We start from the raw sequence: 25,845 nt of genomic DNA, 5'->3' as shown, positions 1-25,845 counted from the left end.
GCCTCCTCAGTGCGACTCGCGCGTCACCGCGTCGCCGCTCGATCCGACCAGGAAGTCCAGGTCCGCGCCGGTGTCGGCCTGCATCACATGGTCGACGTACAACTTCGTCCAGCCGCGCACCGGGGCGGCGTAGGCAGCCTCGGTCGCGGCGTCGGGGCGCCGAGCCCGCAGCTCGTCATCGGTGAGTGCGACGCTCAGGCGACGGTTCTCGACGTCCACCGTGATCACATCGCCAGTCCTCACCAGGCCGAGCGGCCCGCCCGCCGCAGCCTCGGGCGCGACGTGCAGGATGACTGTGCCGTACGCGGTGCCGCTCATGCGCGCGTCGCTGATGCGCACCATGTCGCGGACCCCCTGCTCGAGCAGTTTCCGCGGCAGCGGCATGTTGCCCACTTCCGGCATGCCGGGATAGCCCTTCGGCCCGCAGCCGCGCAGGACGAGCACCGAGTCGGCCGTGACCTCGAGATCCGGATCGTCGATGCGCGCGCGCATGTCCTCGACCGAGTCGAACACGACAGCCGTCCCGACGTGCTGGAGCAGGGCCGGCGTCGCCGCGGCGGGCTTGATGATCGCCCCGCCCGGGGCGAGGTTGCCGCGCAGCACCGCGATGCCGGCATCCGCCATCAGCGGAGTCTCGCGCGGGAAGATCACCGTCTGGTCGTACACCGGCCGGTCGACGAGGTAGTCCACGAGCGGCGCGCCCGTGACGGTGATCGGGTCGGGGTGCAGCAGGTCCTTCACCTGGCTCAGCAGCGCGAGCGCGCCGCCCGCCCGGTAGAGGTCGTCCATCAGGTACAGACCGCTCGGCTGCAGATTGGCCATCACGGGAACGCCGGCTCCCGCCGCGTCGAAGTCGTCCAGCGTGAGCCCGAGCCCCAGCCGGCCGGCGATCGCGAGGAGGTGCACGACGGAGTTCGTCGATCCGCCGACGGCGGCGACCGCGACGATCGCGTTGAGGAAGGCGTCCTTGGTCATGATGTCGCTGGGCTTGCGGTCGGCGGCGACCATCTCGACGATGAGCCGCCCCGTCTCGTGCGACAGCGACAGCAGGCGCGCATCCGCGGCGGGTGTGCCCGCGAAGCCCGGAATCGTCATGCCGAGCGCTTCGGCCGCGACCGCCATCGTCGAGGCGGTGCCCATCGTGTTGCAGTGGCCCCTGCCGCGGATCATCGACTGCTCGGACTCCAGGAACTGGGCGCCGGTGATCGTGCCGGCGCGGGCCTCCTCACTCAAGCGCCAGACGTCGGTGCCGCAGCCGAGCGCCTGTCCGCGGAAGTGGCCGGTCATCATCGGACCGCCCGGCACGACGACGGCGGGGATGTCGACGGATGCCGCTGCCATCAGCAGCGCCGGAATCGTCTTGTCGCAGCCGCCCAGCAGCACCAGGCCGTCGATGGGGTTCGCGCGGAACATCTCCTCCATCGCCATCGCCGCCATGTTGCGCCAGAGCATCGCCGTCGGTCTGACCTGCGTCTCGCCGAGGGAGACGACGGGCAGGTTGTACGGCACGCCCCCGGCCGCCCAGACGCCCTGCTTCACACTCTCGGCGACCTCATTGAGATGCATGTTGCAGGGGGTGAGATCCGACGCGGTGTTGGCGATCGCGATCTGCGGCTTGGCGCCGTCCACAGCGTCTTCGGGCAGCCCGCGGCGCATCCACGCGCGATGGATGTACGCGTTGCGATCGGCGCCGACGTACCAGTCGGCGCTGCGGAGACGATTCACCGGCGAACCTTGCTTTCCTGTTGACGCGCTTTCCATCAGTTCGAATGCCGCGCTAACATTCTGAATCATGCCACAGGGAATCATCTCGACCCAAGGACTCGCGTCGTGACCGTCTTCCCGGCCCGTCCGGCCACGGGCCCCGAGTACGAATTGGGCGAGGGCATCCTGTGGGACGACCGCGCCGAGCGGGTGAGATGGGTGGACATCTGGAAGGGCCGGGTTCTCTCCGGCGCACTGCACGACGGTCGTCTCACCGACATCACCTCGGTCGAACTCGGCGAGACCGGGGGCGCGGTGGGGTTGGCCGAGGACGGCGGACTGCTCATCGCGGCCGCACGCAGATTGGCGACGATCTCCGTCGACGGCGCGGTCTCGTTCGGCCCCGACCTGCTCGGCGACCGGGCAGACGTGCGCCTCAACGACGGCGCCGTCGACCCTCAGGGCAGGTTCCTCGTGGGCACGCTCGCTCTGGGCGACGAGACCGGCGAGGAAGTGCTCCTGCGTGTCGGGGCGGATGGCGCGGTCGAAAGCCTGCGCAGCGGCCTCCGGCTGTCCAACGGCATCGCCTTCTCCCCCGACGGCGGCACGATCTACCACGTCGACACCCTGGCCAACACGGTGTCGCGTCACTCCTACCGTCCCGGACCGTTCGACCACGACGAGCCCTGGGTGCCGATCCTCCATGACCTGCCCTCCTCACCGGACGGCCTGACGGTCGACAGCGAGGGGATGCTGTGGGTCGCGCAGTGGGGCGGGTCGAGCGTCCGCCGTCACGCGCCGACCGGCGAACTGCTCGACATCGTCACCGTGGACGCGACCCAGGTCTCCTGCCCGGCATTCGTCGGGCCGGATCTCGGCACACTCGCCATCACGACCGCGCAGGAGGGTCTCGAGAACTGGACGGACCAGTCGGGTGCGATCTTCTTCGCCGACACCGGAGTCACAGGCATGCCGGAGCCGCGGTGGCGCGGGAGCACCGCCTCGCCGGTCTGGCAAGAGAGAGCAGCGCACGCATGAGACTCATCCGGCTGGGACCTGCCGGCGCCGAGACCCCGGGCGCGCTCGTGGACGACGACTCCTTCGTCGACCTCTCGGATGTCGTCGGAGATTTCGACGAGCGGTTCTTCACCTCGGGCGCCCTCGCGGGCCTCGCCGATGTCGTGGCCGACCGAGTCGCTGCCGGCCGCACCGAACCGGTCGGTGATCGCCGTTTCGGAGCACCGATCGCCCGCCCCCACCAGATCCTCTGCATCGGGCTGAACTATCGCGACCACGCCGCCGAGACCGGTCAGGCAGTACCCGTCGAGCCCATCCTGTTCACCAAGTCGCCGAACACGCTCATCGGCCCGAACGACGACGTGCAGATCCCCCGCGGCTCCGTCAAGACCGACTGGGAGGTGGAACTGGGCATCGTGATCGGCCGCCGGTCGTCGTACCTGGCCGATGAGACCGAAGCGGCGGCATCCATCGCCGGCTACGTCCTGGTCAACGACATCAGTGAGCGCGAATGGCAGATCGAGCGCGGGGGGCAGTGGTCCAAGGGCAAGTCGGCGCCGACCTTCAACCCGGCGGGCCCCTACCTCGTGACACCCGACGAGGTCGGCGACGTCTTCGATCTCGACATGCGCCTGGAGATCGACGGTGCGGTGCGGCAGGACGGCTCGACGTCGACCATGATCTTCGGCCCGGCGTTCATCGTGCACTACCTCAGTCAGTTCCTGACGCTCGAACCCGGCGACCTCATCAACACCGGCACGCCCCCGGGCGTCGGCCTGGGCATGACTCCCCCGCAGTATCTGCAGGGGGGCGAGACGATGACCCTCAGCATCACGCGCCTGGGCACCCAGACGCAGCGCGTCCTGCCGGACCCGGCCGCAGCCCGCTGATGCGTGCACTGGTCGTCACCGCGTCTCGCCGGGCGTCGGTGCTCGACGTGCCCGATCCGGTGCCGGCGGCGGGCGAGCTGCTCGTGGATGTGGAGCGGGTCGGCATCTGCGGCACGGACGTCGAGCTCTACACGGGCGAGATGGCTTACATCGATCAGGGCCACAGCCACTTTCCGCTGCGGCTCGGCCACGAATGGACCGGCCGGGTGGCGGCGGTGGGCCATGCCGCGGACGACGGGTGGCTCGGCAGGCGCATCACCGGCGACACGATGCTCGGATGCGGGCACTGCGCGTTCTGCCGGGCGGGAGCGCATCACGTGTGCCCCGAGCGCTTCGAGGTCGGAATCCGCGACGGCTGGCCCGGCGCCCTGGCCGAGAAGGTGCTGATTCCGGCCCGGTTCGCGTACGAGATCCCCGAGCACGTCAGCGTGACCGCTGCGGCCCTCGTGGAACCGGGCGGCAACGCGCTGCGCGCGGCCCGGGCGGCGAACAGCAGCCCGCGCGCGGAGGTGCTTGTGCTCGGTTCGGGCACGATCGGTCTGCTGGCTGCGCAGTTCGCCCTGGCCGCCGGCGCCGACGTGCACATCGGTGGGGTTCGCGAGGGATCACTCGCTCTCGCACGCTCACTCGGGGTGGCGCACACCTGGCAGCTTGACGAGCTCGCGGAATCGGCGTCCGACCGGTTCGACGCCGTCATCGAGGCCACGAGCAATCCCGCGATGCCGGCGCTGTCGGTGCGGCTGACCAAACCCGCAGGCCGTGTGGTCTACATCGGACTCTCGTCCACCTCGAGCTTGGTCGACTCGCGGGACATCGCGCTGAAGGACATCACCGCGGTCGGCATCCTCTCCGCATCCCCCGGCCTGGCCGGCGCGATCGCGCACTTCGCCGACGGGACGGTGGTGCCCGATGCGATCGTCAGCGAGGTGATCGCCCTCGAGGAGGTGCCCTCCCGGCTGGAGGGCCGACGCGGAGCGGATGCCGGGCCCGGACCGAAGGTGCACGTCGACCCCCGGCAGGCGGAGCGGAGCGGGTCGTGACCGATCGGCCGGGGGACGTCGGGGCGGCCTCCCCGGAGAGGCGCGTCGGCGCGGACCGGGTCATCGCCGTCCTCACCGAACTGGCGGACCACCCCCTCGGGGTCACTCTCGACGAACTGGCCGGCACGCTGCACAGCTCCAAGCCCACCGTGCACCGGGCGCTGGCGACGCTGCGCCGGGCGGGCCTGGCCGATATGACCGGCCGTGGCGTCTATGTCCTCGGCGACGAGTACCTCCGCCTCGCCTTCCGCAACCTCGACGGCAGACCCGAGACGGCCCGCATCCAGCCCCTGCTCGAGCAGCTCGCCGGGGAGTACGGCGAGACCGCGCACTACGCCGTGCTCTCGGGTCGCGACATCGTGTATCGCGCGAAGATGGATCCGCCGCAGGGCGCTGTCCGCCTCACCTCGGTGATCGGAGGACGCAACCCCGCCTACCGCACAGCCGTGGGAAAGGTGCTGCTGAGCACGAAGCTGCTCGACGCTCACCAGGTCGCGAACTGGCTGGGAGACGTGCCGCTCGAGCAGAAGACGGCGCACACCATCACCACCCCCGAGAAGCTGATCGCCGAACTGCGGGCCACGCGCCTGCGAGGCTTCGGCGTCGACGACCAGGAGAACGAGATGGGGATCAACTGCCTCGCGATCCCCGTTCATCTGGACGGCGCGGTGAACCCCTCGGGCGCCGTCAGCATCAGCGCGGTGCGCTTCCGGTGCCCGCTGGATCGTCTCGTGGATGCCGTGCCGGCGATCCGGCAGACGATCAGGGAGCGGCTGGGGTCGGGCGCGCTGGGCTGACGACCGCGGGCGGCGCGGCTCAGTCGGGGAACGCGATCGATCGCAGCAGCTCGGTGAGCCTCCGCCGATCGCCCGCGCCCAGAGAGCGGTGCAGCTCCTCCTCGGCGTGGCGCGCAGAGGCCTGAGCCTGCGCGAAGACGGCGCGACCCTTCGCTGTGGCCGTCACGACGTTCGCGCGCCGATCCGCCGGATCGACCTCTCTGATCAGGAGGCCCTTGACCTGCAGGTCGTCCACGAGGGCGACGACCTGGCTCGGATCGAGGCGGAGGAACTCCGCCAGTTCCCGCTGGGAAGGGCGCGAGTCGCCCGCGGCGAGGGCGAGAACGGAGTACGACCGCACCTTGAGGTCATGCTCCGCGAGTGCCGCGTTGCCGGCCGCGAGCGACAGGGCGTTCGCGCGGGCCAGCAGAAAGCTCAGATCGTCGGCCAGCGCCGGACGCGGCGCCGCCCGGCGGCCCGTGTCGGCAACGTCGACTTCGCTCTGCATGAGGCAGAGCATAGCAAGAAGGTGAAGTGACCAATGATTGACTTTCTCAATGAATCCGGATACAACTGCAGGAGACACGAAGGAGTTCTGCATGTCCTCGAATGACTCGCCCCTGAGCGGCAAGGTCGCCATCGTCACCGGCTCCGGTCGCGGGTTGGGCCTCGCGTACGCCGCGGAACTGGCCCGGCAGGGCGCCGCCGTCGTGATCAACGACGTGGATGCGGCCACCGCCGCCGACGCTGTGGCGAGCATCGAAGCGGCGGGCGGCCGCGCGGTCGCGGTGGTGGCGCCGGTGGGTCCGACCGAGACTGCTCGGCAGCTCGTCGCCGCCGCGGCCGAGAACTTCGGGCGCCTGGACATCCTGGTGACCAATGCCGGCGTCCTGCGCGACACCGTGCTGTGGAAGATGAGCGACGACGACTTCGACACGGTCATCAACGTGCACCTGCGCGGGACGTTCACGTGCGTCCGCGAAGCCGCGACCTACATGCGCGAGAACGAGATCGCCGGACGCATCATCTGCATCGGCTCCCCCACCGGCCAGCGCGGCAACTTCGGCCAGACCAATTACGCCGCCGCCAAGGCCGGCATCGTCGGCATGGTGCGCACGTGGGCGCTCGAGCTCAAGCGCGCGGGCATCACCGCGAACGCCGTCATCCCCGTGGCGGCCACCGCGATGACCGCGACCGTGCCGTACTTCGCCGCCGCCGTCGAGGCCGACGAGAAGGGCGAGCCGATGCCGGCGTTCTTCCGCCACGATCTCGGCTTCGGAACGTCGGAGGACGTCGCCGGACTCATCGCCTACCTGGCCTCGGATGCCGCCGCCGGCATCACCGGGCAGGCCCTCGGAGTGGGCGGAGACCGGCTGCAGGTGTGGTCGCATCCCGATGCGGTGGCCACCGGGTACCGCAAGGGCGGCTGGACCTTCGACGCGCTGGAGTCCGGCTTCATCGAGGAGTTCGCCGAATCCCTGCAGGGCGTCGGTGAGAAGTTCCCGCCGCTTCCCGAGGGCCTGCAGCGCCCCGCCGCGGGCGCCTGAGCCGCGGCATCCGGAACCGCACCATGAGCCGCTACGAGCCCGCGATCGATGTCGATGCGATCGACGCGGTGGACATGCACGTCCACATCGAGCTCGACGATCACGGCCACTCGTCACTGCCACCCCAGCTCGTCGAGGCGGCCAGCAGGTACTTCAGCGCCGACGGGCCCCGGCCCCACCTCGACAGCGTCGCCGTCTACTATCGCGAGCGTCGCATGGCGGCTGTCGTGTTCACCGTGGACGCGACGACGCGCCTCGGTCATCCCGCCATCTCGAGTCGCGAGATCGCGGAGGGCGCCGCGCGCAACAGCGACGTGCTGATCCCGTTCGGCTCGGTCGACCCGCTCAGCGAAACGGCGGTGGATGCCGCCCGCCGACTGGCCGAGGAGGCCGGGGTGCGCGGATTCAAGTTCCACCCCACGGTGCAGGGCTTCGACCCGAGCCACGAGCAGCACTATCCGCTGTACGAAGCGATTCAGGATCTGGGCGTTCCCGCCCTCTTCCACACCGGCCAGACCGGCATCGGAGCCGGGTTGCCCGGAGGGTACGGCCTGCGGCTGGGACTGTCGAACCCCATCCTGCTCGACCCGGTGGCGGCCGACTTCCCCGACCTGCAGATCATCATGGCGCACCCGTCCGTGCCGTGGCAGGACGAGGCGCTGTCGGTCGCGACGCACAAGCACAACACCTGGATCGACCTGTCGGGGTGGAGCCCGAAGTACTTCCCCGAGTCGCTCGTGCGTGCGGCCAACTCGTACCTGAAGGACCGCGTGCTGTTCGGCTCGGACTTCCCGCTGCTCACGCCCGACCGGTGGCTGCGCGACGTGGAGCAGACCGCCCTGAAACCCGGCGTCCTCCCTGCGATCCTGAAAGCCAACGCCCTCCGACTGCTCGGCCTCGGCCCGACCAGCGACCGTCCCCTCGAAGGAGCATCATGACCACGACCATCCCCTATACCGAGGTGGCCGGCCTGGCCGGCACCGATCTGGGCTTCACCGACTGGCGCGAAATCACCCAGGAGCAGGTGAACACGTTCGCCGATGCGACCGGCGATCACCAGTGGATCCACGTCGATCCCGAACGCGCCAAGAGCGGCCCCTTCGGCGGTCCGATCGCTCACGGCTTCCTGACCCTGTCGCTCGCGGTCACCTTCTGGACGGAGCTGCTCGAGGTCGACGACGTCGCGACCAAGGTCAACTACGGGCTGGACAAGGTGCGCTTCGTCTCCCCCGTGCCCGTCGGTGCGCGCGTGCGGATGAATGCGGTGGTGGCGGAGGTGACCGAGGTGGTGGGCGGCTATCAGCTCGCCGTCGACCAGACGATCGAGATCGAGGGCGGCACGAAGCCCGCCGTCGTCGCACGCGGGCTCTACCGCTTCTACGCCTGAGTCGATACTCGTTCACACCTCGACGGAGAGGCGAAGATGGACCACCCCGGTGTGGGAACGTGGCTGCGCAAGCGCCGCGCGAAGACCCCAGACAAGGCCGCGCTGATCTACGGCGAGGGTGCCGTCATGACGTACCGGCAGCTGGCGGACCTCTCCGACGCCGTCTCTGGGATGCTGCTCTCTCACGGTGTCGGCGAGGGCGACACTGTCGCCTACCTCGGCGAGAACAGCCCGGAGTTCCTCGCGACCCTGTTCGGCTGCGCTCAGATCGGCGTCGTCTTCGTCCCCGTCAACACGCGTCTGGCACCGCCGGAGATCCTGCACGTGCTCGCCGACAGCAGGGCGCGGGCGCTCATCCACGACCGGGATTTCGGAGACCGTCTCGCTCCGCTGATCTCGGCGGTCGGCATCCGCACCGTCGTGGAGACCGATGACCTCGCAGTGCTGCCCCCTCTTGACCCGGCCACTGCTCCGCTCGATGTCCCACCTGACCACCCGGCGGCGGTGATATACACCTCCGGCACGACGGGGCGTGCGAAGGGAGCGGTGCTCACCCACCGCAACCTCACCTGGGTGGCGCTGAACTGCATCATCGACTACGACGTCGTCTCCACGGACGTGGCGCTGATGATCTCGCCGCTCTTCCATGTCGCCTCGCTCGGCATGGGCGCGCTGCCGGTGCTCCTCAAGGGCGGCACGATCGTCCTCGAGAAGGGCTTCGAGCCCGGACGCGCGCTGAGCCTGATCGCCGAGCACGGGGTGACGATGCTCAGCGGCGTCCCCACGACCTATCAGCTGCTGGCCGATCATCCCGACTGGCACTCCACCGATCTGTCCACGCTCGCGACGCTCACCTGCGGCGGCTCGGCCGTGCCGACTCGCATCCTCAACGCCTACGAGGAGCGCGGACTGCACTTCTCCCAGGGGTACGGGATGACCGAGACCTCGCCCGGCGCGACCTCCCTCGCCGCGGCGATGACGCGATCGAAGCAGGGCAGCGTGGGCCTGCCGCACTTCTTCACCGACGTGCGCATCGCCACGGATGACGGCTCCCCCGCGGCGTCGGGCACCGTCGGCGAGATCCAGATCATCGGGCCGAACGTCTTCCCCGGCTACCTCAACCTGCCGGAGTCGACCGCAGAGGCGTTCACCGACGACGGATGGTTCCGCTCCGGCGACCTCGGCTACCTCGATGAGGACGGCTACCTCTTCATCTCGGATCGGCTCAAGGACATGATCATCTCGGGCGGCGAGAACATCTATCCCGCCGAGGTCGAGAACCTGATCAGCGACCTCGATGGCGTGACCGGGGTCGCCGTCATCGGCGTGCCCGACGAGCAGTGGGGCGAAGTGCCGTGGGCGGTGATCACCGTGCGGGATGCCGCTCCCCTGGATCTCGGGACGGTGCGCGCCCACCTCGACGGACGCCTCGCCCGGTACAAGCTGCCCAAGAACCTGGTCATCGTGGACGAGCTGCCCCGCACCGCTTCGGGCAAGGTCCGAAAGACGGAGCTGCGCTCGCGGTTCGCGCGGGACTCCTCATGACCGAGCCTCCGGCGCCGCAGCTGCGGTTCCTCGCGACGATCGAGGTCGATGTCGGGGCCGTGCACACGATCGGGGCCACCGACGGCGGCGTCCGCCGGGTCGTGCCGATCCTCGGCGGATCGGTGAGCGGGCCTGAGCTCAACGGCTCGGTCCTGCCGATGGGCGAGGACTTCCAGGTGCTGCGGTCCGAGACCGTCAGCGAGCTGCACGCCCGCTACGTGATCCGCACCGACCGCGACGAGCTGATCACCGTGGACAACCACGCGCTCCGGGCCGCCGATCCCGACGTCCTGGCACGCCTGAATCGGGGTGAGCAGGTCGACCCCGCCGACGTCTACTTCCGGTGCGTTCCCCGCATGCAGGGGTCAGGACGTTGGTCGTGGCTGTCGGAGCGGGTGCTCATCGGAACGGGAGAACGCCGGCCGCAGACGGTGATCATCCGCGTCTACGTCGTCGACTGAGGTGGCTCGTCATCGGGCGACCGCCTCCGCGTCCACGACGATGCGGCCGGCGACGACCGTCAGCAGGACGACGGCTTCGCCAAGGCTTTCGGGTGTCACGGTGCGGGGATCGCGGTCGAGCACCGTGATGTCCGCCGCGGCCCCGATGTGCAGGACGCCCCCGGTCTGTCCGATCGTGCGGTAGGGCTCGACGGTCAGACCGCGCAGCGCCTCCATCGCATCGAGTGCCTGATCGGGGTTGATCGGCGCCGCGTCCGCGTCACCGTGCGGCCGGCGCAGCTGCGCGTCCGCGAGGATGCCGACCGCATCGCTCGGGGCGACCGGCCAGTCCGATCCCAGAGCGAGGGGTATCCCCGCCCGGACGAGATCCTGCGTGCGGAAGCCGCGCTGCGCGCGCTCCGCGCCGAGTCTCTTCGACCAGTTGTCGCTCCCGTCCGCACGAGTGAAGAGCGTGCAGTGCGTGGGCTGCATGCTCGCGGTCGCCCGGGACGACACGAACACCGCGAGCGCGGCATCCGTCATCGTTTCGATGTGCTCGATCCGGTGGGTCGCCGTCGGCTCAGCCAGAGCATCGATCGCCCGCACGACGAAGTCGATGCCCGCGTCTCCGATCGCGTGCGTCGTCGTCGGGATGCCGCGCCGGTCCAGTTCGCCGAGCGCGTGGCGGTACTGGTCGGGGTCCAACCACAGCGATGCCGTCGACTCGCCGAGGCAGTCGGGTTCGTGCAACCAGGCGGTTCCATTGTCGATCGTGCCGTCGATCATCATCTTCACGCCCTCGACGACCCAGCGGCGTCCGCGCACCCCCTGCAGCGCGGCCAGCCGGGAGACCTCTTCGAAGGGCGCGCCCGGAACGAACCAGGGCGACATCCGCAGGCGGATCGGAAGGTCGCGCGTGGACTCGATCGTCTGCAGCAGCTCGATCGCGTCCGGGGCGAGATCCTGCACCTGCCCGGAGGTGAAGCCCGCGCGCGCCATGTGCAGGAGCACGTCGTAGAGCGCCTCGGCGCGGCTGTCGAAGCTCAGCGGAGGCAGGACGGCTTCGACGAGATGGATGGCCTGAATCTCGAGGAGGTAGCCGGTGGGGCGGCCCGCCTCGTCGGTGACCACCCGCGACCCGTCGGTGAACTCCTCGCCGCCCTCGACGCCCGCCAGCGCGAGCGCCGCGGAGGAGGCCAGCGCCGCGTGGGCATCGAAGAAGCGGACGAATGCCGGGCGGGGGCCCGCGACATCATCGAGGACGGCGTTGGAGACCGGGTCGTCGCCGAAGACGTTGGGGTCGAGTCCCCAGCCGAGGAGCCACTCCCCCTTCGCCGAGCCGCTCGCCTCCGCCCGCAGCGACTCCTCGACCTCGGCGAGCGTGCGGCATCGGGAGAGATCTGCCCCTCGGGTCAGGTCGATGCCGAACACGGGGTGGATGTGGCTGTCGACGAAGCCCGGGAGGATGACCGCACCCGGCAGCTCGATCACTCGGGTGGCTTCGCCGATGTACGGCTCGAGGGCGCTGCGGGTGCCCAGCGCCACCACTTCGCCGTCGGCGATCGCGACGCCCTCCGGATCTGCCGCCGCGGCATCCGACGCCATCGTCACCACCGCGCCCAGCAGGACGATGTCGGCGGCGCGTTCGGGGGTCACCGGACCTCCACCGGCTCGTTGACGATCGACTCCGGGTCGGCGCCGCCGATCCGCGCGAACACCTCGGGCTTGCGCGCGCGGAGGTAGAGCGCGTACGCCGCACCGGCGATCAGCACGACGGGGACCACCGCGAGGATGACCGCGTTGATCGCGGGGCCGGCAGCCGTCAGGTAGTCGATGGTGATGACCAGGATGGTCAGCAGGACGGCCATTGCCACGACCGAGACGATCGCGGCCGGAAGGACGTACCAGCGGCGCGCGAGCTGGGGGTTGCGGAGGATGAAGATGACCACCGAGATCGAGGCCAGCAGCTGCAGGGCGATGATGCCGTAGACACCCGGCGAGTTGACCAGGATGACCAGCTGGGTGAGCGGGTCCATGCCTGCGACTCCGAAGGCGATGACGACGGCCACCGCCACGATGCTCTGGATCAGGCCGGCGACCCACGGGGCGCCCATCCGGTTGGTCCGGTGGAAGAAGGCGGGGAGGATCCCGTCACGCGACAGCGCGAAGCTGTAGCGGTTGATCGCATTGTGGAACGCGAGCTGGCCGGCGAAGATGCTCGTCACGATCAGCACGAACATCACCGACACGCCCCACTCCCCGACGTAGGCGCCCATCGCGGTGAAGAAGAACGCGGCCGGGTCTTCGGCGATCACACCCTGCACGGCGCTGTCCCCGAACGCCTGGATCACCAGCCACAGCGTGCCCGTATAGAAGATCGCCAGAAACGCGACGGCGATGTACGTGGCGCGCGGGATCGACCGCTCGGGGTCGCGGGTCTCGCTGCGGTACAGCACCGTGGACTCGAAGCCCATGAAGGCGGCGAAGCCGAAGCCGAGGATGGCGAACATGCTCGGCGTGAAGATGTTCTCGGGAGCGAAGGTGCCGAATTCGAGCTGGCCGGAACGCTGCGTCAGGATCGCTGCAGCGAGCACCACGAGCAAGGCGGTCTCCAGGACCAGCAGCACACCGAGCACCTTGGCCCCGACATCCACGCCGACGGCGGCCAGGCCGAACACGAGGACCGCGCCGATCACCGCGAGGATCCACCACTGCACATCGATGCCGAAGACCACGGCGAACATGCCCTGCGCCATCACGCCGAACAGGCCCCACAGTCCGATCTGCAGCAGGTTGTACGAGATCCACGCCAGAAAGCCCGCCGCAAGGCCGACGACCCTGCCGAGCCCGACGGAGATATACGTGTAGAAGCCGCCCATCGGCTTGAGGTTTCGTGCCATGAACAGGAAGCCGATGGCGAAGATGGCCAGCACCACACCGGCGACGGCGTACACGATCGGCGCGGACACGCCGCCGATGAGCACCGCGAGAGGGCCGATGCCGGCGAGCACGCTCAGTGGTGCAGCGGCCGAGACCACGAGGAAGACGACCCCCCAGGTGCCGAGAGCGGCTTTCTTGAGCGTTCCGGTGGGCTCCTCCTTGAGGAGCGACGAGTCGAGGGTCATGGCACATCCTTCAGTCGGGTGGGTTGACCAACGGGACACGCCTGCGGGTCGTTGGTGGACAGTGTGCCCCAGATCGTGCGGTTGCGCAATCGATTGTGCAGAATCCGTTCTCCAGCACCCTAGGATCGGAGAGGAGGTACGCATGCCATCGACGCCGATCGCGACGCTTCAGGACGTCGCCGATCTCTCCGGCGTCTCCCGGGGGACCGCGTCTCGTGCGCTCACCGGAAAGGGCCGGGTCTCCACCGAGACGAGATCCCGTGTTCTCGAGGCCGCACGAAGCCTTCGGTACTCCACCAACAGCGGCGCCCGCAATCTCCGCCGCGCCCGGGCGGGCTCGATCGGGCTCTGGCTCCCCGGCGGGATGAACTTCATGGAGTACTACATGAACTTCGCTGTCGGGGTCGTGGAGAGCACGCAGGACAGGGAGCTGACGGTCTCGCTCATTCCCGCTGACTTTCCGGCCGCCAAGGCGAGGAGCCTTCACGTCGACGGGTTCGTGATGACGGACGTGATCAACGGCGACGACCTCGCCCGCGCGATCCTCGAAAGCGGTCGGCCCGTCGTGGTCTCCGAACTCGTGCCCCCCGGTATGCCCGAGCCCACCGCGATCGTGGCGGCCGATCACCGCACGGCGATGAGCCGGCTTCTGGATCGGCTGCGCGAGGGCGGCGCGACCTCGATTGCGGTGGTCCGGCCGAACGTGGACCAGATGTGGGTGCAGATCGCCGCCCAGGCCGCCCTCGAGTGGAGCGCCGGCCAGGACGTCCCCGTGACCTTCCTCGACCTCGACGGCGTGCCGTCGGCAGAAGAGCTGCACCGGATGATCCAGGGGCTGCGGGCGACACATCCGGACGTCGACGCGATCGTCTGCCTGCCCGAGGGCCTGGGTGTCGGCATCCTCTCGACATTGCGCGAGCTCGGGCACGCCGTTCCCGACGACATACAGCTGGTCTCGTACACCGACAGCGCGACCCTGCCCATCGTCCAGCCGCCCATCTCCGCGCTGGACCTTCGCGCGAAGGACGCCGGGATGCGGGCGGGCCAGGTTCTGATCTCGCTTCTGGAGGGCGACCGCGGCGAGGAGCAGACCGTCGAGTGGTTCGACCTGATCTATCGCGAGCGGTCATCGACCCGTTCGTGATTCGCAGGCTATTCCGCCGGGATCGGTCTGAGCCGACGTGAGAGCGGGGCACCGCGGTCGGTGCCCCGCTGCGTTCGTCAAGCCCGGGCGGCCTTGCGCGGCTTCATGAAGGTGCTCGGCTCGCGCTTCTCGCGCTTCGCCGCGCGCTTTTCCTTGATGGACATCTTCGCGGTCTTCTTCATGTCGCGTTCATGCCCCGTCTTACCGGACATCGGTTCTCGCTTCCCCTTGTTGGCTGGCGGTGAATGTCCGACCATAGCCATCTTCTTGAGGAAGTCAATTCGGGACGCCTGACCTGGGATTTTCCACGCCGACTTGCCTTTTCTGCGGCCTCGGCTATGGTGTTGGCCATGACCCGGATCCTCTGTCTCGCCCCCTCGGAGCGTCGTCTCGACGCCTCCGTGGTGACGTGCGCAGCGGACATCGCCGGCGCCCGGCACGAGGTTCTTCCGCCCCGGCGTTCCGCGGCAGGTGGCCGGCTGATCCGTGCCACCTCGCGCGCTGCACCCCCGTAGACCCTTCCTCCCGAAGGGGTATTCCGGTCAACCAGCGCGTCGCATCTGCGGCGCGTTTCTCTTTTTCCAGGAGCCGTCATGACGCACACCTCCCACACCGTCCAGGACCCGAACGTCGACACCACCCGCCAGCTGCTCGAGCAGCAACTCGAGGAGCGCCTCGACATACTCGCCGAACTCGCCCCTCGAGCACTGCCGAGCGTCGACCCGGTCGCCTACCAGACCGCAGCGTCGAACCGTGTGGTGGTCGAACAGATCACCGCCGCACTGAATCGGCTGAGCGCAGGAACCTACGGCCGCTGCACCCGGTGTGGAGGCCAGATCGCTCCCGCACGACTCGAGGTCCTGCCGCACGCTGCCGCATGCATCGAATGTCAAAGCCATGCCGACGCCGCCTGACACGAGGCAGTCCGGCCCACTCCAGCGACGCACATCCCGAACGTGACGAAGGCGCCACAGAAACGAGGTTGACATGAAACCCGTCATGTACGGACGCATCGAGCTTGTCCGCGTCGATGACGACTGCTGGCGCCTGTGCGACGGCACACTTCCTGAGAACGATCCGACACGCGTCATCGCACTGGCAGAGATCGAGGACGACCGCGTGACAGTCCTGTGGTTGCAGAAGCGGAACAAGCGAAGTACGTTCTCCACTTTCGAGCACGCACTCTGCGCCGCCGAGAGGTTCATCTGCGATGCCGAGCGCAGGCGGCCGGGGCGTCCCGTCAATATCCCGCACTTTCCTCCGCTTCGGCGCGCTGTCGGGTGAGTCCCGAGGATCGTTCACGCGCAAGCTCACGGGCGTGCTTTGGCGGCTGACCCGTTCGGGTTCGCCCCGGTGAAGCTTGTTGCGGCGGTCTCTGCGAGCGCCTCTGCGATCGGCGTAGCGGTCCAGCCGAAGCGCTCTTCGAAGTCGCGCGCGTGGATGATGAAGGGAGCCTCGTACTCATAGAGCATCTCGCGACTCGCGCGCACCAAGGGGTTCAGCATCCCGACAGCCGTCATGGCGACTCCGCGGAGAGCTTGGATCTTTGCCGCTCCGGGTTGACCCGCCGCGGTCCACAGCGTGTCGCACAGGTCGCGCTGCGTGATCGGTCCTGTGGCCGGAAGGATCCATGCGCGGCCGTACGCGTCGTCGGCGAGCGCGACATCCGCCATTGCGCGGGCGACGTCCGGCACGTAGCCGAACGAGTGCGGCTGGTCCACACGTCCGAACACCTGCATCGGCTTGCCGGCTCGCGCTCGATCGGTGAGGAGCCTCCGGGTCAACGGATAGGCCGCGCCGATGTAATTCGACGGCCGCGCAAGCGCCAGCTGCACCCTCCCCGCACGATGGGCGGCGAGGGCATCGTCCGCCATGGCTTTGCGCAGCTGGCCTTTTCTTGAGCACGGCGTCTCGGGCGTCGCGTCGGTGATCACGCCGCGGTCGCCGCCGCCATAGGCGTACAGGTTGTCGGCGAGCACCAGCCGAGCGCCCGCCTTCTCCGTCGCCTCCAGCACAGCTGCCTGCAGCAGAGGAAATTCTTGGATCCAGCGCGTGTAAGCGGGCTGACTCGTTTGCAGCACGACGGTGGCGCCCGCGATCGCCTGGGCCAGGCGAGGCGCATCGCGCGCGTCCGCCCTCACGTACTCCACGCCTTGCGGAAGGGGTTCGCGGAGTTCGCTGCGCGAGATCACGCGGCACTCGAGGCCGCGACGGGTGAACTCGCCGGCAAGGCTCGTGCCGAGCGTGCCGGCACCGATAATGGCAATGGTCATCAGATTCTCCTTCACTTAACGCTGTTAATCGGTGGCCGTACGTCGTAATCGAGCACTCCGAGCCGTCTCATTTCAGAGCGTCGAGGAGAGCATTCACGAGGGTGCGCGCCCGAGTGAGAACCTCGGCGGGCTCGAACAGATCGATCTGATCCCGGAATGCCAGCGCAAGCGCCACGACGCCGTGCAGTACGGACCACACGCCTGCGGCCACGTCCCGTGGATCAGCGCGGCGCAGGTCTCCCGTATCCATTGCCGCATTCACCACACCCACCAGGCCTTGGAAGGATGCCGGATCGCCGGGCGCGGCGATGGCCCACTCCTTCGGCCGTACGAACATGACGTCGTACAGCATGGGATTCGCCAGCGCGAATTGCACGTACGCATCGGAACTGGCAGAGATGCCCTGAAGGGGTGTGACGGCCGAGCGTGCCGCTGCTTCAAGACTCGCGCCGAACTCATCGAAGCCGCTGCTGCATACCGCGAGCATCAGCGCGTCCTTGCCATCGAAATGCAGGTAGATGGTCGTGGCCGAGTAGCCGATCGCAGTGGCGATCTGGCGCATCGACAGACCGTCCACGCCCCGTTCCTCGAACAAGCGCGTCGCGGCAGTGAGGATCGCGGTGCGAACGTCGGTCGTTCCCGAGTCAGGACGTCGAGGGGCCATAGCGACAATCTACATAACACCGTTAAGTCCCGCAAGTTCCCAAGGGTGACGTGTCCGGACGGCTTGGCGTGACAACACCCTCATGGTGCATGGGGTGCAGCGAGATGTATCCGGGGTACAGGCCGGTACGGTCGGATGTCGCAGCCGATCGCTACTGTGGCGTCACGTTTCGCGTGATGGTGAACAGGAGAGCTCATGGCCGAATCGATCAGCGCCAAGCAATTTCACGACGAGCAGGGAACGGCTGGGTGGCACGTTCTGTACGGGGGTGCGCAGACAGTCTTTCCGACAGGCTCGTTCGCGACGGGAGTGGAGTTCATCCGACGCATCGCATCGGCGACTCTTTCGGTGGGCCGCGAGCCCGACATTGACCTGCGACCCGAAGCCGTGGTCGTGCGTACCGCGTCAACGCCGCGCGGACGACTGGACACCGCCGATGTCGAACTGGTCCGACGCGTCTCGGCCATCGCAGCGGATCTCGGGCTCACACCCGACCCGTCGCAGCTCCACACCATTCAGATCGCCATCGCCGAAGCGGAGGGGGTAAGCACGCGCGATTTCTGGCTCGCGGCGCTGGGCTATGAGTCGCTCGGCGGATTCGTCGTCGACCCGCTGCGACGCGGACCGCGAATGTGGTTCGACGAGATCTCCTCGCCGGGACGCGGCCGCACCCACATCGATGTAGCCGTACCGAGTGACCGTGCGGAGGCGCGTGTAGCCGCAGTGCTGCAAGCAGGGGGGCGGCTCGCGGATGACTCCCACGCACCAGAGTGGTGGACCTTCGCGTCGCCCGATAACCACGGTGTCGACATCGCCGCGTGGGGAGATGTCGACGACGGGGCGTGACCGCCTGTCCACCCAAGCAAGCGACAGCAGCCCGAGAGCCGGCGTCCTCGGCCGCAAGCTGTGGGGGTCCCCACGCCGGCACCGTTGAGCTCTCCTCACCCGGCGGCTGTCAGCAGATCATCGACGATCGTCTCGATGAGCGGGCGGGGGCGTCGCTATTTCAGCGGCTAAGCGCCAGTCAGGGTGCCTCGAGACCAAGATTCATTGAATTGCGCTGGACTTCCGGCGCGAGCGCGGCTGAGCGAGGTGACCGCCTCACGGTTTCCTGCCTCTCGCGGGTCGGTTGTACGGCAGGGACGTAGTCGCGGTCACGGGACCGACAGCTCACGGATGATGAGTCCGCGGAAGGTGGCCTGTCCTTCGTGGGCGTACAGGCGGATCCGGTTGTCGCCCTCAACCGGGAACACCCGGTGGGAGTGAACGACGCGGCCGTCTCCGACGAAGAGCTCCACGCTTGTGCGATCCACGAGGATTCGGACGCTGAGCCGACCTGTCGAAGGGTCGATCGGGGTCTGCGACTCGCCGCCGGTGGGATTGATCGTCGGGCGCCGATTGACATACGTGAACGGACCCCGCAAGAACGCACCCGCAGCGACGTGGCGGCCTCCACCGGGAGCGCGGCACACCTCGAAGCCGAGATTGGCCGGAGGGGCTGCGGGATCCCACACCACTTCGCACGACAGGTCATAGGCGAGCGAGCGGACGTCGAGATCGCGGGTGCCGGCGACCGTGACGTCGCCGAGTCGGTGCGTCTTGTTCGCGTAGCGCTCGAGTGCCGCTGTCGGTGTGGAGGCAAGGTAGTACTCGGCACCGCCGCGTTTGAGCCGCAGGTCGCGAACGATCATGTCGTCGCCGTTGTAGCCGTCGGTCGCGAGCGTCGGGGTGTTATGCGGGTAGTCCCAGAAGTTCGCCCAGCCGATCGCGCGGCGCAAGGTGGCATCCTCAGCGCCGGAAGCGCTGTGGTGCGGGTACGTCACGGCACCGTAGAAATCGAACCCGTAGTCCAGCCACTGAGGCTCGCCGTGATCCGGGGCGAATGACGCACCGTCGAACGACCCCGTCCAATAGGCATAGGTCGCAGGAAGGCCTCGCCCCTTGCCGTTCGCGCTGACGCCGAGGATCCATTGGGATGTGCCGTCGTCCGCCGTCATACGGAAGATGTCAGGGCATTCGAGCACCCCAATGTCGGTCCGCACGAACTCGCCGACCCGCTGCCATGAGCGCAGGTCCGCCGAGACGTAGAACCCGAGCTTCTGCCCCTCCGCGTTAGCCATGAACCAGCGGCCGCGGTCGACGTCCCAGATCACCTTGGGGTCACGGAAATCCGGCACCCCCGGGTTCGGCAGCACCGGCGACTCCCCGCCTGGGCGGAAGGAGCGGCCGCGGTCCGTCGAGTACCAGAGGTACTGCGCCTGCTTGCCGTGGGGCGCTTGCGTCACAAGCGCTATGACCGCACCTGCCCCATACCCGGCGGTGTCGTTCTCGTCGACGACCAGGCATCCCGACCAGCAGTCGCCGTTCCCGTTAGTGAACTTGGGGATCGCGACTCCCCGGTCCTGGAACGTTACATGGTCGCGGGTCGTCGTGCGACGCCACGCGGTGCCCCCGCCGCCGTCGATGTAGTCGGCGTTGTACAGGTAGTAGTAGTGATACTCCCCATCGAGGTAGATGGGGCGCTGCGGGTCATTCTTCCAGTTGTCCGGAACGCTGACGTGATAAACGGGACGCATGCGCGTACGTCCTCTCGGGTTCGCGGCTGATGCGGACGCGGAAGTTGCGGCGGCGGCGGCCGAGGACGCGGGGGTCGCAGTTGTCAGCGCGAGAGTGCTGCCGAGTGCTGCAGCTCCGGCTCCAGTGAGGAGTGACCGGCGTGATACCGACTCTGAGTCTTCCATCGGTACCTTCCATTTCAGAGGCAGCGTTGGCGCTGCCATTCCGTTGCGTTGAGTGGTCAGTCGACGGATGCCACGCGCCAGGCACGCAGCGTGGCCTCAGCTCCATCGAGGTCGACCGTGATGCGCCGCGCATCCGGGCGGGTCGGGTAGGCGCGCGCCGCGAGAGGAACTCCGTTCGCGAAGGCTTCCAGAGCGGAGTGGTCGACGAGAACGCGCAGACGCATCGTGTCGCCGTCGAGCGGGACGCGCCCCGAGAGCGGTGTGGCATCAGTGCTTTGATCGAGACTCGACCGGCTCCTGTCGAGTGAGAAGTCCACACCGTCGTCGACACGGTACAGGCGGTAGGTGGTGCGCTCCTCACCGTCATCAGTGGCGAGCACGGCGAGTTCGATTGAAGCGCCCGGCCGCAGAGTGGCAACAAGCTCCAGGTCGAGCTGGTCGCCGCCGATTCCGGCGGCATCCGCGTCGGCCGCGTCCCCGTCGAACAGGAGATCCGTACGCAGGGCATCGACCTCCGGCGCGGGCGCCTGGTGCAGCGACCCGTCCGCCCGCGCAGTCACAACGCGGGGCAGCGACATCACCCCGGACCAGCCAGCCGCGACGGCCGCGGCATCCGTCCGCCCTTCCTGCATCCAGCCGAACATGAGCCGTCTGTGGGACTCGTCGAGCATCGACTGCGGGGCGTAGAAGAATCGTCCCCCCAGGTCTAGCCGGTGAAGTGCGTGCGCCTCGAACTGATCGCGGCGGTAGTGGCCCGACCAGTACAGGGGGTGGAGTGTCACGCCGTTGTCCCACGCGGAGAACGCGAGCACATCCACATGGCCGACACGGAAGAGGTCGATGCACTCCCACATCGTCCCGGTCCAGTCGGATGCCGCGCGCGGCCGGTCAGCGGCCTCGCCGAGCAGCAGCGGCCCGACGTATCGCCACGCGCGCAGATCGTCGGACTCGTAAAGCAGAGCGGCACCGCCTACGCCGCGAAGGCCGCTTCCGATGATCTGACGCCATCGGCCGCTCGTGCCGTCCGTTCCCTCCTCGCGCCACACGCAGTGATCCCGGAAGGCGACAACATCGAGGTCCTCGGGTGGTGCCAGGATGACCGGGTTCGAGGGTTCCTTCGTCCATTCGACGAGGTCGTCGGACCCGGTCGCGAGGCACGGCAGCTCTATCTCGCCATGGCGTCCCGAATAGACGAGCGTCGGCACTCCCCCGTCGTCGACCAGCACGCCTGACCAGCAGCCGTCGACGTCGGGCCCGTCGCCGGGCTCCAGCGCGATCGGCAGGTGCTCCCAGTGGATGAGGTCGGTGCTGCGTGCATGGCCCCAGTGGATGCGGTCGTGGACCGCGGCAAACGGATTGTGCTGATAGAAGAGGTGGTACCAGCCGTCCCGCTGCGTGAGTCCGTTGGGGTCGTTCAACCAGCCTGCCGGTGCGACGAAGTGGAACCCCGGACGGTGTGGGTCCCGCGCAGCTCGGTCCGCGAGATCATCAGCTGCCACGTCGGGCTGGGCAGTGGTGTGGCTGGTCATGCGGCGTCGTTCTCCAGGTCGTCTGCGGCTTGTTCCAGCGCGGTTCCGGGTGCATCCGCGGGCGGTGCGTACAGCCCGCAGCGCACCCAGTGCTGAGGCGTCTCGCTCAGCCGGTGGAACACCGGCTTCTCCGCCGAGCACGGCTCGGCTGTCTGTCCCGACCACCGGCACTCCGTCGGCTCCAAGACCTCGCGACGCAGCTGCGCTCGCTCCACGGCATCGAACGGCTCGGTGCGTTTCGGGTCAGGCACCGCAGAGATGAGAAGTCGCGTGTACGGATGCGCGGGTTGTGCGAGCAATTCCATCGCGTCTCCGCCCTCGACGAATTCGCCGGCGAACATCACGACGATGCGGTCGGCGAGATAGCGCGCCGACGCCAGGTCATGCGTGATGTACAGCATCGAGATGCCCTGCTCCTCGCACAGGTTGCGCATGAGGTTGAGCACGCCGATCCGCACCGACACGTCGAGCATCGACGTCGGCTCGTCGGCGAGAAGGAGGCGAGGATTGACCGCGAGCGCGCGGGCGATGGCGATGCGCTGCCGCTGACCGCCCGACAGCTCGTGCGGGTAGCGGTCGAGCATCTCTTCGGGAAGCCCCACCTTCGCCATGAGCCGGCGCTTGGCCTGCTCGATCGCGGCACGGCCGGAGGCGGCGCCGTGGATGCGCAGGGGACGCTCGAGGAAGTGCCCGATCCGGTGGACCGGATTCAGCGAGCCGAAGGGATCCTGGAAGATCATCTGCACCGCCGAGCGATACTCGCGCGTCGCACGCCGCTTCGAGGTGGCGATGACGTCTTCGCCCTCGAACAAAAACGTCCCTGCGGTCGGCTGCTCGAGCCGCGCGATACAGCGGGCGAGCGTGGACTTGCCGCTTCCCGACTCGCCGACGAGGGCCACGATCTCGCCGTGCGCGATGTCGAGGTCGACCCCGCCGAGCGCGCGGACCTGCTTGCGGGAGAACGACCCGCCGATCGTGAAGGTCTTCTGCAGTCCCCGCGTGGAGAGCACCGGGGTGTCGTGTTCGGTCATGCGATGGCCTCCGTGATCAGGTCGGCGTCGGTGCTGGGCGCGACCCAGTGGGTCGGTGTCACCGCTTGCAGGTCGGGAATATCGCGGAACCGCACGCCCTCGCCGAGGCCCCGCAGGCGAGTGCGCGGACCCGTCATGGGAGGGAACGCGTTCATCAGGGCGCGGGTATACGGATGCTTCGGGGCGTCGAAGATCTCTTTCGACGGCGCGGTCTCGACGAAGCGGCCGGCGTACATGATCGCCATCCGGTCGGAGAGCTCGACCATCAGCGAAATGTCGTGCGTGATGAAGAGGATCGCGAATCCCAGCTCCTGCTGCAGATCCTTGATCTGCGCCATGATCTCCTGCTGGACGACGACGTCCAGCGCCGTCGTGGGCTCGTCCATGATCAACAGCGGCGGTCGCAGGGCCGTCGCCATCGCGATGACGACGCGCTGCCGCATCCCACCCGAGAGCTGATGGGGGTAGGACCGCAGGCGGTCCCGCGGAATGCCCACGAGATCGAGCAGTTCACCCGCCCGAGCCATCGCCGTCTTCTTCGACACGCCCTCGTGAGTGGTGAAGATATCGGCGATCTGGTCGCCGATCGTCAGCACAGGATTCAGCGAGTTCATCGCACTCTGGAAGACCATGGCCACCTGACGCCAGCGGAAGTCCCGCAGTTGCTCGGCGCTCAAGGCCAGCACGTCCGTCCCCGCGAATCGGATGGAGCCTCCGGCGATGACGGCGGGGTCGCGCAGCAGGCGCAGGATCGCGTTGGCGACCGTCGACTTTCCGCAGCCGGACTCGCCGGCCAAGCCGAACACCTCACGTTCGGCGATCGAGAAGGTGACGCGGTCGACCGCGCGCACCGTGCGGGCCTCGGTCACGTATTCGACGCTGAGGTCTTCGACCTCGAGCAAGGGGGTGCTCATCGCTTCTGCTCCTTCTGTGGGGCTGCGGCCTGCGCTGAGCTGTTCTTCGCGGACGCCGCCACCCGCGTGGGCTCATCGGGGGTGGTGCGCCGACGGGGCCGGCGCAGGCGTGGGTTCGTCGTCTCGTCGACGCCGTAGTTGACCAGGGCGAGCGCGAATGCGACGAGCGCGATGCAGACGCCGGGCGGCACGAACACCCACCAGGCGCCGGTCAGCAGCGCACCGTCGTTGCTCGCCCAGTAGAGGTTCGTTCCCCAGCTGACGGTGCTGATGTCACCGAGGCCCAGGAACTCCAGACCCGCCTGGGCGCCGATCCCGAAGATGACGCACGCGAGGAAGGTGCTCATGACGATCGAGGCCATGTTCGGCAGCATCTCTCGGAACATGATGCGCAGGCCGCTCTCACCGGTCACCTGCGAGGCACCGACGAAATCTTTGCCGCGGATCGACATCGCCTGCGACCGGAGCACGCGGGCGGAACCTGCCCATCCGGTGATGACGAGCACCAGGATGACGGTGCCGAGGCCCTGTGGCAGGAACGCCGCGAGAATCACGAGCAGCGGCAGGCCGGGCAGGAGCAGGAACACGTTGGTCACGAGCGAGAGCAGGTTGTCGACCCAGCGTCCGAGATAGGCGGATGCGAGACCGACCAGGAGGCCGACGAGCATGGCCAGGATGCCGACCGCGAAGCCGACGAACAGCGACGAGCGCGAACCCCAGATATTGAGGGCGAGGACGTCCTGCCCCTTCGCCGTGGTGCCGAGCCAGTGCTCGAGCGAGGGTGGCTGGGAACCCATGCCGGTGATGAGGTTGGGGTCGCCGGGCGAGATGACCGGCGCGAAGATCGCAATGAGCGCGAAGAGGATGAGGATCACGACTCCGGCGACCGCTTTGGCGTTGCCCATGACCCCCCGAAGGAGCCCTCCGCCGCCGCGCTTGCGGGGCGGGGGCGGTGCGAGCTGGGGCTGTCCATCAGCGCCGGGCGCCGTGCCGAGATCGAGCTCGGCCATCGCCTGAGGATTCTGTGCGAGTGACATCACGCGCTCCGTTCAGCTCACGCGCACGCGCGGGTCGAGCCGCACGTACACGATGTCCACGAGGAAGTTGGCGATCAGCACGAAGGTCGTGATCGTCACGAAGATCCCCTGCATGAGGGGGTAGTCGAGGTTCTGCACAGCGGAGAGCAGCGTGTAGCCGATCCCCGGATATGCGAAGACGACCTCGGTGAGCAGTGCGCCGCCGACGAGGAAGCCGAGCGACATCCCGAACGCGGTGACCGACGGCAGCAGCGCGTTGCGCGCCGCGTAGCTGGTGCGGATGCGGTTGGAACGCAGGCCCTTTGCCTCGGCCATGACGATGTAGTCCTCGGCGTTCGTGGCGATCATCGTGTTGCGCATCCCCAGCATCCAGCCGCCGATCGAGACCAGGACGATCGAGGTGGCCGGCAGGACGAGGTGATAGGCGACGTCGGCGATGAACGCCAGGGAGAACTCGGGAGTCATGCCCACTCCGAAGGCGTGTCGCACCGGGAACCACCCGAGCACCACCCCGAACACATACAGCAGTCCCATCGCGAGCCAGAAGTACGGGAACGAGCCGATGAAGATCAGGATGGGCGGGACGTACGAGTCGAGGACTCCGCCGCGGCGCCACGCCGCGAGGATGCCGAGAACGTTGCCGATGACCACCGCGATGATCAGCGACACGAGGCCCAGGAGAAGTGTCCAGCCGATCACGCTGCCGATGACGTCGATCACCGGCGTCGGGAACCTCGAGATCGAGAAGCCGAGATTGCCGCTGAAGAGCTGGCCGAGGTAGCGCAGGTACTGCTCCCACAGCGGGGCATCGCTGAGCCCGAATGACTCTCTGAGCGCCTCGATCTGGTCGGGGCGGAGCTGACCCTGCAGGCGCGCAACCATGCGCGACACCGGGTCTCCCGGCATGAAGCGCGGAAGGAAGAAGTTGAGGGTGATCGACACCCAGAACGCGACGAGATAGAACCCGAAGCGTCGCAGCATGTATCCCATGGTGTGACTCCTGGTTCGTCCTGCTGCGCCGCGTCCGCGACGCAGCAGGAC

The 25,845-nt window shown here is 68.2% G+C and carries 25 protein-coding genes; 13 read left to right on the top strand and 12 right to left on the bottom strand.

What is annotated here, in order from left to right:
• Nucleotides 1-6: 6 nt before the first annotated feature.
• Nucleotides 7-1,725 carry an IlvD/Edd family dehydratase gene (locus tag RWQ91_RS08410; RefSeq protein WP_314504750.1) on the bottom strand — a complete coding sequence of 573 codons (1,719 nt, stop codon included), beginning with the start codon at nucleotides 1,723-1,725 and terminating at the stop codon, nucleotides 7-9.
• Nucleotides 1,726-1,830: 105 nt separating this feature from the next.
• Here RWQ91_RS08410 and RWQ91_RS08405 point away from each other — a divergent pair, with 105 nt between their 5' ends.
• The 4 genes from RWQ91_RS08405 to RWQ91_RS08390 are packed head-to-tail and all read left to right on the top strand — an operon-like array spanning nucleotide 1,831 to nucleotide 5,448.
• Nucleotides 1,831-2,742 carry an SMP-30/gluconolactonase/LRE family protein gene (locus RWQ91_RS08405; protein ID WP_314504749.1) on the top strand — a complete coding sequence of 304 codons (912 nt, stop codon included), beginning with the start codon at nucleotides 1,831-1,833 and terminating at the stop codon, nucleotides 2,740-2,742.
• Nucleotides 2,739-3,611, top strand: coding sequence for a fumarylacetoacetate hydrolase family protein (locus tag RWQ91_RS08400; RefSeq protein ID WP_314504746.1), 873 nt, complete (start codon nucleotides 2,739-2,741; stop codon nucleotides 3,609-3,611). The genes RWQ91_RS08405 and RWQ91_RS08400 overlap by 4 nt, the downstream gene beginning before the upstream one ends.
• Complete coding sequence (locus RWQ91_RS08395; protein WP_314504745.1) at nucleotides 3,611-4,651, top strand: alcohol dehydrogenase catalytic domain-containing protein; 1,041 nt, start codon at nucleotides 3,611-3,613, stop codon at nucleotides 4,649-4,651. Before RWQ91_RS08400 ends, RWQ91_RS08395 begins: the two co-directional genes overlap by 1 nt.
• The gene (locus RWQ91_RS08390; protein WP_314504743.1) at nucleotides 4,648-5,448 is read left to right on the top strand and encodes an IclR family transcriptional regulator; all 801 of its coding nucleotides are present in this window, start codon (nucleotides 4,648-4,650) and stop codon (nucleotides 5,446-5,448) included. Before RWQ91_RS08395 ends, RWQ91_RS08390 begins: the two co-directional genes overlap by 4 nt.
• Before the next feature lie 19 nt (nucleotides 5,449-5,467).
• Here the strand turns inward: RWQ91_RS08390 and RWQ91_RS08385 are convergent, their stop codons facing one another.
• Complete coding sequence (locus tag RWQ91_RS08385) at nucleotides 5,468-5,935, bottom strand: MarR family winged helix-turn-helix transcriptional regulator (protein ID WP_314504742.1); 468 nt, start codon at nucleotides 5,933-5,935, stop codon at nucleotides 5,468-5,470.
• 91 nt (nucleotides 5,936-6,026) lie between these two features.
• Between RWQ91_RS08385 and RWQ91_RS08380 the strand changes: the two genes are divergently transcribed.
• From RWQ91_RS08380 to RWQ91_RS08360, 5 genes are read left to right on the top strand one after another with little or no spacing between them, the layout of a single operon-like run.
• On the top strand, nucleotides 6,027-6,974 hold the full coding sequence (locus RWQ91_RS08380; RefSeq protein WP_314504741.1) for an SDR family NAD(P)-dependent oxidoreductase: 948 nt from the start codon (nucleotides 6,027-6,029) through the stop codon (nucleotides 6,972-6,974).
• A 23-nt stretch (nucleotides 6,975-6,997) separates the two neighbouring features.
• Nucleotides 6,998-7,912, top strand: a complete 915-nt coding sequence (locus tag RWQ91_RS08375; RefSeq protein ID WP_314504737.1) for an amidohydrolase family protein — start codon at nucleotides 6,998-7,000, stop codon at nucleotides 7,910-7,912.
• A complete protein-coding gene (locus RWQ91_RS08370; RefSeq protein ID WP_314504735.1) occupies nucleotides 7,909-8,361 on the top strand; it encodes a MaoC family dehydratase in 453 nt (150 codons plus the stop codon). The genes RWQ91_RS08375 and RWQ91_RS08370 overlap by 4 nt, the downstream gene beginning before the upstream one ends.
• Nucleotides 8,362-8,397: 36 nt before the next feature.
• Nucleotides 8,398-9,906, top strand: a complete 1,509-nt coding sequence (locus tag RWQ91_RS08365) for a long-chain fatty acid--CoA ligase (RefSeq protein WP_314504732.1) — start codon at nucleotides 8,398-8,400, stop codon at nucleotides 9,904-9,906.
• Nucleotides 9,903-10,367, top strand: a complete 465-nt coding sequence (locus RWQ91_RS08360; RefSeq protein WP_314504729.1) for a DUF3237 domain-containing protein — start codon at nucleotides 9,903-9,905, stop codon at nucleotides 10,365-10,367. Before RWQ91_RS08365 ends, RWQ91_RS08360 begins: the two co-directional genes overlap by 4 nt.
• Before the next feature lie 9 nt (nucleotides 10,368-10,376).
• Here RWQ91_RS08360 and RWQ91_RS08355 read toward each other — a convergent pair whose 3' ends face one another.
• On the bottom strand, nucleotides 10,377-12,002 hold the full coding sequence (locus RWQ91_RS08355; RefSeq protein WP_314504725.1) for an amidohydrolase family protein: 1,626 nt from the start codon (nucleotides 12,000-12,002) through the stop codon (nucleotides 10,377-10,379).
• Nucleotides 11,999-13,471 carry an APC family permease gene (locus tag RWQ91_RS08350; RefSeq protein ID WP_314504721.1) on the bottom strand — a complete coding sequence of 491 codons (1,473 nt, stop codon included), beginning with the start codon at nucleotides 13,469-13,471 and terminating at the stop codon, nucleotides 11,999-12,001. The genes RWQ91_RS08355 and RWQ91_RS08350 overlap by 4 nt, the downstream gene beginning before the upstream one ends.
• A gap of 142 nt (nucleotides 13,472-13,613) precedes the next feature.
• Between RWQ91_RS08350 and RWQ91_RS08345 the strand changes: the two genes are divergently transcribed.
• From RWQ91_RS08345 to RWQ91_RS08335, 3 genes are all read left to right on the top strand, one after another.
• Nucleotides 13,614-14,615 (top strand): LacI family DNA-binding transcriptional regulator, encoded by a 1,002-nt coding sequence (locus tag RWQ91_RS08345; RefSeq protein WP_314504718.1) that lies wholly within the window; start codon nucleotides 13,614-13,616, stop codon nucleotides 14,613-14,615.
• Between the two features lie 593 nt (nucleotides 14,616-15,208).
• Nucleotides 15,209-15,529, top strand: coding sequence for a TraR/DksA family transcriptional regulator (locus RWQ91_RS08340; protein WP_314504716.1), 321 nt, complete (start codon nucleotides 15,209-15,211; stop codon nucleotides 15,527-15,529).
• Between the two features lie 73 nt (nucleotides 15,530-15,602).
• The gene (locus RWQ91_RS08335) at nucleotides 15,603-15,899 is read left to right on the top strand and encodes a hypothetical protein (protein WP_314504713.1); all 297 of its coding nucleotides are present in this window, start codon (nucleotides 15,603-15,605) and stop codon (nucleotides 15,897-15,899) included.
• 26 nt (nucleotides 15,900-15,925) lie between these two features.
• Here the strand turns inward: RWQ91_RS08335 and RWQ91_RS08330 are convergent, their stop codons facing one another.
• Both RWQ91_RS08330 and RWQ91_RS08325 read right to left on the bottom strand, forming a co-directional pair.
• On the bottom strand, nucleotides 15,926-16,888 hold the full coding sequence (locus tag RWQ91_RS08330; RefSeq protein ID WP_314504710.1) for an NAD-dependent epimerase/dehydratase family protein: 963 nt from the start codon (nucleotides 16,886-16,888) through the stop codon (nucleotides 15,926-15,928).
• A gap of 67 nt (nucleotides 16,889-16,955) precedes the next feature.
• A complete protein-coding gene (locus RWQ91_RS08325) occupies nucleotides 16,956-17,552 on the bottom strand; it encodes a TetR/AcrR family transcriptional regulator (protein ID WP_314504708.1) in 597 nt (198 codons plus the stop codon).
• Between the two features lie 195 nt (nucleotides 17,553-17,747).
• On the opposite strand from RWQ91_RS08325, the gene RWQ91_RS08320 reads away from it, so the two are divergent.
• Nucleotides 17,748-18,398 (top strand): VOC family protein, encoded by a 651-nt coding sequence (locus tag RWQ91_RS08320; RefSeq protein WP_314504705.1) that lies wholly within the window; start codon nucleotides 17,748-17,750, stop codon nucleotides 18,396-18,398.
• Nucleotides 18,399-18,706: 308 nt separating this feature from the next.
• Here RWQ91_RS08320 and RWQ91_RS08315 read toward each other — a convergent pair whose 3' ends face one another.
• Genes RWQ91_RS08315 through RWQ91_RS08290 form a run of 6 tightly spaced genes read right to left on the bottom strand, consistent with a single transcriptional unit; the run spans nucleotide 18,707 to nucleotide 25,794 of the window.
• Nucleotides 18,707-20,293, bottom strand: a complete 1,587-nt coding sequence (locus RWQ91_RS08315) for a glycoside hydrolase family 32 protein (protein WP_399546118.1) — start codon at nucleotides 20,291-20,293, stop codon at nucleotides 18,707-18,709.
• A 56-nt stretch (nucleotides 20,294-20,349) separates the two neighbouring features.
• On the bottom strand, nucleotides 20,350-21,822 hold the full coding sequence (locus tag RWQ91_RS08310) for a glycoside hydrolase family 32 protein (RefSeq protein ID WP_314504700.1): 1,473 nt from the start codon (nucleotides 21,820-21,822) through the stop codon (nucleotides 20,350-20,352).
• Entirely contained in the window at nucleotides 21,819-22,853 is a 1,035-nt protein-coding gene (locus RWQ91_RS08305; protein ID WP_314504698.1) for an ABC transporter ATP-binding protein, read from the bottom strand. Before RWQ91_RS08305 ends, RWQ91_RS08310 begins: the two co-directional genes overlap by 4 nt.
• Entirely contained in the window at nucleotides 22,850-23,767 is a 918-nt protein-coding gene (locus RWQ91_RS08300; protein WP_314504695.1) for an ABC transporter ATP-binding protein, read from the bottom strand. The genes RWQ91_RS08305 and RWQ91_RS08300 overlap by 4 nt, the downstream gene beginning before the upstream one ends.
• Nucleotides 23,764-24,804, bottom strand: coding sequence for an ABC transporter permease (locus RWQ91_RS08295; protein WP_314504692.1), 1,041 nt, complete (start codon nucleotides 24,802-24,804; stop codon nucleotides 23,764-23,766). Before RWQ91_RS08295 ends, RWQ91_RS08300 begins: the two co-directional genes overlap by 4 nt.
• Before the next feature lie 12 nt (nucleotides 24,805-24,816).
• Nucleotides 24,817-25,794, bottom strand: a complete 978-nt coding sequence (locus RWQ91_RS08290) for an ABC transporter permease (protein WP_314504690.1) — start codon at nucleotides 25,792-25,794, stop codon at nucleotides 24,817-24,819.
• Nucleotides 25,795-25,845 lie beyond the last annotated feature (51 nt).

The sequence above is a fragment of the uncultured Microbacterium sp. genome (assembly GCF_963524805.1).
Lineage (GTDB): Bacteria > Actinomycetota > Actinomycetes > Actinomycetales > Microbacteriaceae > Microbacterium.
The sequence above is the reverse complement of the archived record's forward strand: the minus strand, read 5'-3'. Positions and strand labels throughout refer to the sequence as shown.